Source organism: Nonomuraea sp. B19D2 (assembly GCF_040137845.1).
In the GTDB taxonomy this organism is placed as follows: Bacteria; Actinomycetota; Actinomycetes; order Streptosporangiales; family Streptosporangiaceae; genus Nonomuraea.
In genome coordinates, this window is sequence record NZ_JBEFAK010000107.1 from 1 (window position 1) to 7,783 (window position 7,783).

The 7,783-nt window shown below is 64.5% G+C and carries 9 protein-coding genes; 5 read left to right on the top strand and 4 right to left on the bottom strand.

What is annotated here, in order from left to right:
- The first annotated feature begins 494 nt into the window (after positions 1–494).
- From ABN273_RS58610 to ABN273_RS58620, 3 genes are all read left to right on the top strand, one after another.
- Positions 495–1,628, top strand: a complete 1,134-nt coding sequence (locus ABN273_RS58610) for a hypothetical protein (protein ID WP_349458470.1) — start codon at positions 495–497, stop codon at positions 1,626–1,628.
- 289 nt (positions 1,629–1,917) lie between these two features.
- On the top strand, positions 1,918–2,916 hold the full coding sequence (locus tag ABN273_RS58615; RefSeq protein ID WP_349458471.1) for a hypothetical protein: 999 nt from the start codon (positions 1,918–1,920) through the stop codon (positions 2,914–2,916).
- Positions 2,917–2,950: 34 nt separating this feature from the next.
- Positions 2,951–4,114 (top strand): Kelch repeat-containing protein, encoded by a 1,164-nt coding sequence (locus tag ABN273_RS58620; RefSeq protein ID WP_349458472.1) that lies wholly within the window; start codon positions 2,951–2,953, stop codon positions 4,112–4,114.
- 147 nt (positions 4,115–4,261) lie between these two features.
- On the opposite strand, the gene ABN273_RS58625 is transcribed toward ABN273_RS58620, so the two are convergent.
- Positions 4,262–4,633 carry a DUF5997 family protein gene (locus ABN273_RS58625; protein WP_349458474.1) on the bottom strand — a complete coding sequence of 124 codons (372 nt, stop codon included), beginning with the start codon at positions 4,631–4,633 and terminating at the stop codon, positions 4,262–4,264.
- A 55-nt stretch (positions 4,634–4,688) separates the two neighbouring features.
- Here ABN273_RS58625 and ABN273_RS58630 point away from each other — a divergent pair, with 55 nt between their 5' ends.
- Positions 4,689–5,417 carry a LysR family substrate-binding domain-containing protein gene (locus ABN273_RS58630; protein WP_349458475.1) on the top strand — a complete coding sequence of 243 codons (729 nt, stop codon included), beginning with the start codon at positions 4,689–4,691 and terminating at the stop codon, positions 5,415–5,417.
- Positions 5,418–5,767: 350 nt separating this feature from the next.
- On the opposite strand, the gene ABN273_RS58635 is transcribed toward ABN273_RS58630, so the two are convergent.
- A complete protein-coding gene (locus ABN273_RS58635) occupies positions 5,768–6,304 on the bottom strand; it encodes a hypothetical protein (protein ID WP_349458476.1) in 537 nt (178 codons plus the stop codon).
- On the bottom strand, positions 6,298–6,438 hold the full coding sequence (locus tag ABN273_RS58640; protein WP_349458477.1) for a hypothetical protein: 141 nt from the start codon (positions 6,436–6,438) through the stop codon (positions 6,298–6,300). The genes ABN273_RS58635 and ABN273_RS58640 overlap by 7 nt, the downstream gene beginning before the upstream one ends.
- A gap of 357 nt (positions 6,439–6,795) precedes the next feature.
- On the opposite strand from ABN273_RS58640, the gene ABN273_RS58645 reads away from it, so the two are divergent.
- The gene (locus ABN273_RS58645) at positions 6,796–6,981 is read left to right on the top strand and encodes a hypothetical protein (protein WP_349458478.1); all 186 of its coding nucleotides are present in this window, start codon (positions 6,796–6,798) and stop codon (positions 6,979–6,981) included.
- A gap of 334 nt (positions 6,982–7,315) precedes the next feature.
- On the opposite strand, the gene ABN273_RS60205 is transcribed toward ABN273_RS58645, so the two are convergent.
- Positions 7,316–7,630 (bottom strand): GNAT family N-acetyltransferase, encoded by a 315-nt coding sequence (locus ABN273_RS60205; RefSeq protein WP_502911357.1) that lies wholly within the window; start codon positions 7,628–7,630, stop codon positions 7,316–7,318.
- Positions 7,631–7,783: the final 153 nt, after the last annotated feature.

Sequence of the window (7,783 nt, forward strand, 5' to 3'; positions counted from 1 at the left end):
AACCTCATCCGCCTGGATGCCTGGTGGAACGGACACCCGCTCGACCGGACCCGCACCAGCCACCTCGCCCGCCTCGAACTGGCAGAACTCGCTCTCGCAGCCTGAGACGAGTTAACCAGCAGGATCATCCAAGGACGCCAAAACCTCCGCAGGGGGCCGAGCGGCGCTGTGGAGACTCGGCAGGTGAGGCTCGTGCAGACACCTGCGGGAGCCGTTCGCCACGAACGGCGCAGCGAAGTACGCGATCGTCGCGCGTCTCTGGATTCCGATCGAATCAGACGATGCCGCAGTATGACTTTCTGTAATGCCTGTGCTCGACGTTGCCGATTACCGCGCAATTGGTTACTCAGGCTGAACCGTTACGGGGAAAGGCAAGCGATGCTTGAGATTCGCGCAGATGTGACGTAGATCACACAAGATCCATACAGCCTGGTGATCCATAAGATGTGCGCACACTTATAGCGGCGAGTAATAATCTGGCTACTCTGTTGCGCTTGTCCGCTCCGACAAGGCGTGTCAAGGTCTCTAATCGTGCGCAGAAAACTATGTCTGCACATGTTCCGAGAGAAAGGTCATGCATGCGGGCGTTACTCGGCGGAATCCTTACTCTTACCCTCGGACTCGCGATCTCCGCGGTGTCGGCGTCTCCCGGTGTCGCGGAGGCAGCTGCGGAGCCGCAGCGGGCATCGATCGGCTCGACTCAGCTGAAGGCGGCCACGCAGACTGCCGCGCAGGCCCTGCGTAGCAGGTCCGCCAACCCCCAAGTCGCCGACGTGGCGCAGAAGTATCTGGACAAGCAGGCCCGCTCGGGCAGGCTGCTGGACGCGTCCGATGTCAAGGTCGCCTCCGTCGCGGACCCGTTCGGCAACGGCCAGATCCGCCTGGCGTGGGACGGCTCGCGGCAGCCTGAGCGCATCGACGTGGCGGTCGGCGACGGCGCCGATGCCAACGACGGGCAGAAGGCCATCGGGGTGATGATGGCCGAAGCGCCCGACGCGCCCTCCTCTGGCTGGCAGGGTGGTGCTGGATTCGACGGCGCGTTCAACGTCAAGGACATGTTCCAGATGGGGCACGAGTGCGTCGAGCTGTGGTGGGACCCGGAGTACTGGACCGGAGAGGAGCCACAGGACCACAACGCCACTTCGTGTTACGAGAAGTATCAGGACCCGACCACGAGGAAGTGGATCTACAACCGGTGGGCGGTGTTCCAGCAGGCCGACGGGCCGACGAACCGCCCAAGGACGGTCGACTTCACGCTCCGGTCTCGCCCTTGGAAGGGGTTTGAGGATCGGGTGGAGAGCCTGTACAAATGGACGCCCGCCGGCGGGCAGAAAACCTGCGAAGAGACGATGAACGTATCGCTTTCGTTCCCGGACTACGCCGGAGTTGAGATTCCGATCCACCAGTGCACTTCCACGTCAGTGCTCCCGGACGCGACCACGAAGGCTATGGGGATCGATTTCAACGGCGAGGAGACCGGCCAGCTGGCTCTCGACTTCGGCGCGGCGATCTACGCCAAGTCGGCCGACGAAGACTTGAACCCCATCTACGCCGACTATCTCTGGGCGCAGGTGGACTGGGGGATCTCCAACGAGAAGACCCTGCTGTGGAAAGAGGACGGCTGGTAAGTCGTTGAAGGGCTTCATCCACCGGCACAGGGCGCTTCGGACCATGCGGAGCGCCCTGCTCCTGCTCCTGCTTTGCATCAGCGGATGCTCCGCGACCGATTCGCCGGCCAATCCCGCGCCCGCCCGGTCTACCGCGCCGTCTGGTGACCCTTGCTCTGAAGGCGGAACTCGGGAGGCCTGTGCGAGCGTCCAGGTGGACGGCGAGCCTTACAGATACTCGCTGCTGCGCTCGTCTCGCCCCACGAAGAACACTGTCATCGTGGACGTCGGCGGCCCAGGTGTAGCCGTCATGAGCGGCCAGATCCGCCTGCCCCAGCTTGCGCGAACCATCAACGTTCTCGGCCTCGCTTACAATCTGCTCTTCCTGGAAGAACCGTGGGTGCTCAAGGCCTCGCCGAGTAACTGCCCGCAGGCTCTCAGCGAGCTTGTTCGATGGATCCGTAACCGCGACGGAAACTCGCTGATGGACTACTCGGCCGACGTCGCCACCGGCTGCTTTCCCGAGGATTCGCGGCGGAGTTGGGGCTTCACCGGCGACAGCTACAACAAGATCCTGCAGCAGGTGGCCGCACAGGAGTCGCTGCGGTACTCCGGATTCATCGGCCACTCGTTCGGTGCCGTGCGGCTGGGCTATCTGCGTCACATCAACCTGGACTGGTCCATCCTGACTCGCCCCTTCCCGGTCGGAGCAGACGGTCGGCAGATCGTGAACGCACGCGCACGTGCCATCGAAGACATGCAAAGAAGGGTGACCGGCCACCAGGGCATGCCGCGAGCGCTCTCGATTGCGGGGGTCGAGCGGCGTTTCGACTACTTGTCGGCGTTGGTCGAAGTGGGCTATACGCAAACACTTGCTTCTACCGGGCGCCTCGCCGGCTTGGACTCGGATGCCCAAGCCGCCCAGCGGTTGGCACAGCAGTATTGGGGGATTTACGGGGCGGGTGCTGTGTCGCCCGCATATCTCGCCTACCTCGAAGAGGTTTGCTCTGCGGCGAAAGGGTGGCCGTACGCTTACGGGAGGTACAACTCCGTCACCAGTGTGCTCGAGGCCAAGCATGCCTCTTGTTTCCTGCTGAAGCGCGAGCCCGCCGAACTCGTCTACGGCAAGGAACCGCGCTGCATCGTGACCGGTTCGAGCGACACAGTGACTCCGGCGGCACTCATTGCAAAATCCGTTCTGTCACGTGGGCGCGCTATTTGGATATCGTCGAGGGAGCGTGCGCATGCATCGTTCGACCAGCTTGACGTCTGCTTGAAGCGGCTGGCCGGTGAAAAGCCCGCCCAATAGGATCAGAGCCCGCGAGTCCTGGAGGTGGGAAAAGATGCGCTTGCCGATAACTCGTCGTAACTTCTTGGCCGTTGGCGCCGCGGCAGTCGGAGGCCTTATCGCCGGCGGTGCCGTCTTCCTCGATCGGAGCGAGGAGCCCTCCGAGGGCGACAAGCTGCACGTGACTCCGATTGCACTCCCGAAAGCTCCTATCGCTGCCCGGACCGGTCATTCTGTCACCTGGACGGGTAGCGAGTTGGCTGTGTGGGGCGGGTGGAACGGCGACAAGGCGCGGCCCCGGTATCTCACCGACGGTGCCCTGTACAGTCCGACCACGCGTTTGTGGCGGATGATGCCCAAGACATCGCTCTCTCCCCGTAGCGAGCACCTGGCTGTGTGGAGCGGTTCGGAGTTGCTCATCTGGGGCGGTGATGCGTCGGGACTGTTGCGTGACGGCGCCGCGTACAGCCCGCAGAAAAATGTGTGGCGCGCCCTTCCGGATGCTCCAGCGGAGCTGTCTGCGGCCGAGCCGCACGTTCACCGCGGCAGTATCATCTTCACCCCCGCCCGATACAGAATCCCTCTTGGCAAACCCGCCGTGCCGCTATTGGTTTTCGACCAGCAGAACAGGCGGTGGCGCGCCATCGAGGGCAACGGGGTGCACGTCATCGACATAGTGAGTGACAGCGCAGGGGTTGTCGCGCTCACCTTCGATCCGTCCAGAAACGTTCTGATGACGCAACGACTGGACCGCGGCCTGGCTCGTCTCGAACGGGCGACGAAGCTGCCCCTGGGCTCCGGCGTGGATTCTGCGGGGCTGCTGTGGAATGGGACCGGGCTGATAGGGATCTTCAGCGAAGGCGGTCGAAGCCGCATGGTCGAGTTGGGAGACGGCGTCCGATGGCGTGAGGTGGGCCGGTTTTCCTCCCGCGTCTTCCGTTCGAAAGCCGAGTTGCACGGGGACAGGCCACCGAACCGCATGTGGATGGCGAGTGGCCGCATCTGGTCGGCATCGTCGCAAGGTGTCGCAGCCTACGACCCTCGCACAGCCAGACTGCACTCAGCGCCAAGGACGGTCGCGTTCGCGGGCGGATGCCCTGACAATATGACGCCCGTGATCGCCGGAAACCAGCTGTTGATGTGGGGTGGACGCGGCTGCGACGGTTCCGTCAGCGAGGACGACGCTATAGGAATGGCTGTGGGACTGCCGACGCGCTGATCACCTCAGAGCCGAAGATCTCCGGTCGGAGGCATGATCTGGCACGCACGAGCCGCATCGCCCCAGTCCCAGTGCGTAAGCTCTTTAATTCGGGCGGTTCATTCGACGGGCTCGTCCCGGGTCGGAGACGTGCAGGATCTCAGCTGTCTAGCGTTGCTTGAGGCGGAGTGCTTCCTTGCGGGTCTCGGCCTGGACGGACCGCTCGCGCTCCAGCCACGCCGGGTTCTCCGCCTTCAGCGCATCGATCTCAGCGGTGGTGAGCGGTTCGGTGATCCCGCCTCTGGTCAGGCCGGAGATGGAGACCCCGAGCTTCGCGGCGACGACCTGCTTGGGGTGCGGGCCGTTGCGGCGCAGGTCAGCGAGCCAGGCGGGTGGCGTCGACTGCAACTCGTTCAGCTCGTCCCTGGAGACGACACCCGCCTGGAACTCGGCGGGAGTGGCCGAGAGGAGGATACCCAGCTTCTTGGCCGCGGTCTCGGGCTTCATCGTCTGGATGCTCTTCGGTTTGGGCGAGGTCATGGCGCCAAGAGTAGTCAGTCGGAACGGGTTCCCCTGACATCGGTACCCTGAGGACGTGACTGATGGGGAGACCGGCAGGGTGTTCCGGGTGGCGTACGTGCCCGGGGTGACGCCCGCGAAATGGGTCAACATCTGGACCGAGAGGATGCCCGGTGTGCCGGTTACCCTGGTCGCGGTTCCCGCCGCCGAGGTGGTGGGACTCCTGCGGGATGGCGGCGCCGACGCCGGATTCGTCAGGCTGCCGGTCGACCGGGACGGGCTCAGCGTGATTCCTCTCTACGTGGAGACCACGGTGGTCGTGGTGCCCAAGGACCACGCAGTGGCCGCCGTCGACGAGGTGGTCATCGCCGACCTGGCCGACGACGAGGTGTTCCATCCCCTGGACGACACCATCGAGTGGACGGCCCGGCCCGGGCAGCCCGCGTTCACCCGCCCGGCCACAACGGCGGACGCGGTCCAGCTGGTGGCGTCCGGCGCTGGGCTTCTCCTGGTTCCGCAGTCGCTGGCACGCCTCCACCACCGCAGGGATCTCACCTACCGGCCGGTGCCGGACGCGCCGCAGTCTCAGGTCGCGCTGGCCTGGCCCACGGACGCGACCACTGACCTGGTGGAAGATTTCATCGGCATCGTCCGCGGTCGGACAGTGAACAGCTCGCGGGGCCGTACCCCCGCCGCCCCTGCGGAGAAACCGGCACAGCGGCAGGCACGGAAACCCGCACAGAACGGCTCCGGCCGCCGAGCCGTGCCGGCCAGCCGTAGAAGGAAGGGCTACCGGCCTCGGTGACCTACAGCCCCGATCCTCCAGTTCGGATCCGGCACTGAAAACGGCCGACCCTCAGTTGGACCCACATTGAGGGACCCGAGACCGCGAGTTTTCTCCGCCCCAACGCCCAGATCAAACCGGGACAGCGGCGGCATGCGCCCCAAAGCGTAATGATCGGCGACCCCAGGTCCGGAAACGGTCCACGGTCGTCTGCCGTTGTCCACGGTTCCGTCCACGGGAGTGGTGTACGGGTGATCTTCCCCTGCGTGTGATGCTGATTCGCCGCAATCTGACCATCGGCGAGCTGGCCCTCTACCGCTACGCGCCCGGATTACCCTGCCGGTTCCGGAATATTTCCGTGCACGAAGCAGCTATTCGTCGGCTCCGGTTCGGCGGCGACGGAAGTCCTGGAGTATCAGCCACACCGCCACGAGCAGGACCAGCAGCGCGAAGCCAGCGTACAAGGCCCACGGCACGTGTGCGCGTTTGGTGAACGTCTTGGGCTGCAACGGCTCGCCAGGGGAGGTGATGTTGGCGGCTCCGAGGACCTTGTCGCCGGGCTTGATCAGCTTGGTGTCGTTGATGAAGGACTGAAAGTCGGCATACCCCACGCCATCTGGGGCGACCACCTGGCAGCCGCCTTCGGGTTTACACGCCACCACCATCGGCATCCAGCGAGACTGGCCATCATCGGCGTTCTCGACCAGCACCCGCCTGCTATAGACCTTCGCGTCCGGTCCAGCAAAGTCCTCAACCGTTTTGATCACCGCATCGGGCGAGGTCTGACCGGTTGACGCCGTACCGCATCCCGCAATTGCTACCGCGCATACAACCGCCACGAGCATCCACCCTTTGCGGCCCCAAACGGCCACCGGATTCGTCCCCCGATGACTCAAGTCAGTCACCATCCCGCCGCCACCTTGAGCCTGCGGAAGTCCGCTCGCACCGCGTCCCAGGCGCTGCCGCAGAGCACAGCGGCGGAGAGCGTTCCCGCGGCGGACCGGATCTTCATCGGGTACGTGCGTCCTGGTTCGGATCCCATCGCCTCAACCTAGCGATGTGGTCCGGGGACCGGTCCCGCCACTCGAACACGGTCCTGCTGATCGGTCTGAGTCCGCTGCGCCAGCCGGTTCGCGGGCGTCGCACTGTCGTTCACGGCCATCGCCTTCTCTCCTTCGATCTTGATGCCGCAACCGTCTCTTGTCACATGGAGCTCTCCGGTCACACCAGGGGGAAGATCACCTGTACACCTCTCCCGTGGGACGCGAACCCGTGTCGCACAGGAGCACGTCAGCGCCCCATCTCCGAACGCAGGATCTCCTCGTGCCGCTCGGCGAGGTCCGGTTTGGCCTCGAACGACGCAAAGAACGGTAGCTCACGTTCCCCAGGGGATCTGTCCGTGGAAGACGTCGACAAGTGGCTGGCCGGTAAGACGGGCGAACTGGGCACCTGGTCACTCAAGCTGATCCACGGCATCCTCAACCGTGCGGTCAATAGCGCGATGCGCCGCGACAAGGTCAAGCGGAACGTCGTGGACCTTTGCGACATCCCGGAGGGCGCACGGGTCGTCCGTCGAAGGCCTTGACGCTGGCTCAAGTTCTCGCCATCCTCACACAGGCCGAGGGGAGTGGGGAGCGCATGCGGGCCTACATCGTCCTCTCGCTGCTGATCGGCGCTCGTGCGGAGGAGCAGGGCGCTGCTCTGGTCGCACGTCGTGGCCTACGACGAGGCTCGGGCCGCGTGGCTGCCGGTGGGGGAGGCGGGCTGGGAGCACGAGGAGTTCGCGATCTACGTCTGGCGGTCTGTTCGGCAGAAGGGTGACACCAAGACGGTGAAGTCTCGCCCTCTCCGTCCCGCGGCCATCATCCCGGAGCCGGAGCGCCCCCGCCGGAGGCGCCGTTCTGCGATAGAGCCGAGTACTAGTTGTTCCCGTCGGTCCATTCGCTGTCGAGGATGCTGAAGAGGGCGGAGTCTCGCCAACCGTCGCGCAACTTCGCGGTGTGGCGGAGGTGGCCTTCATGGGTCATCCCGAGTTTCTTCAGGATGGCTGCGGAGGCGGCGTTTCGGGGATCGCAGGTGGCGTAGATGCGGTGCATGCGGAGTTGGTGAAAGCCGATGTGCAGGAGTTGTCGGCCGATGGCGGTGCCCAGGCCGCGGCCCCAGAGGCGGGGATGTGTGAGGTATTGGATTTCCCCTTGGGCATGTTGGAGGCTGCGGATGCGGAGCTCCCCCATTCCTATGACCTCGTTGTCATGGAGGGCTGAGGGGCTCCGAATTTTCCGGACTCGACCCAAATGAAACTATATCATGCCGCGACCCGATTATCGAACCATTCCTCTAGCACCTCCGATGGTGGGCGATATCCCAACCCAGAGTGAAGTCTTCGC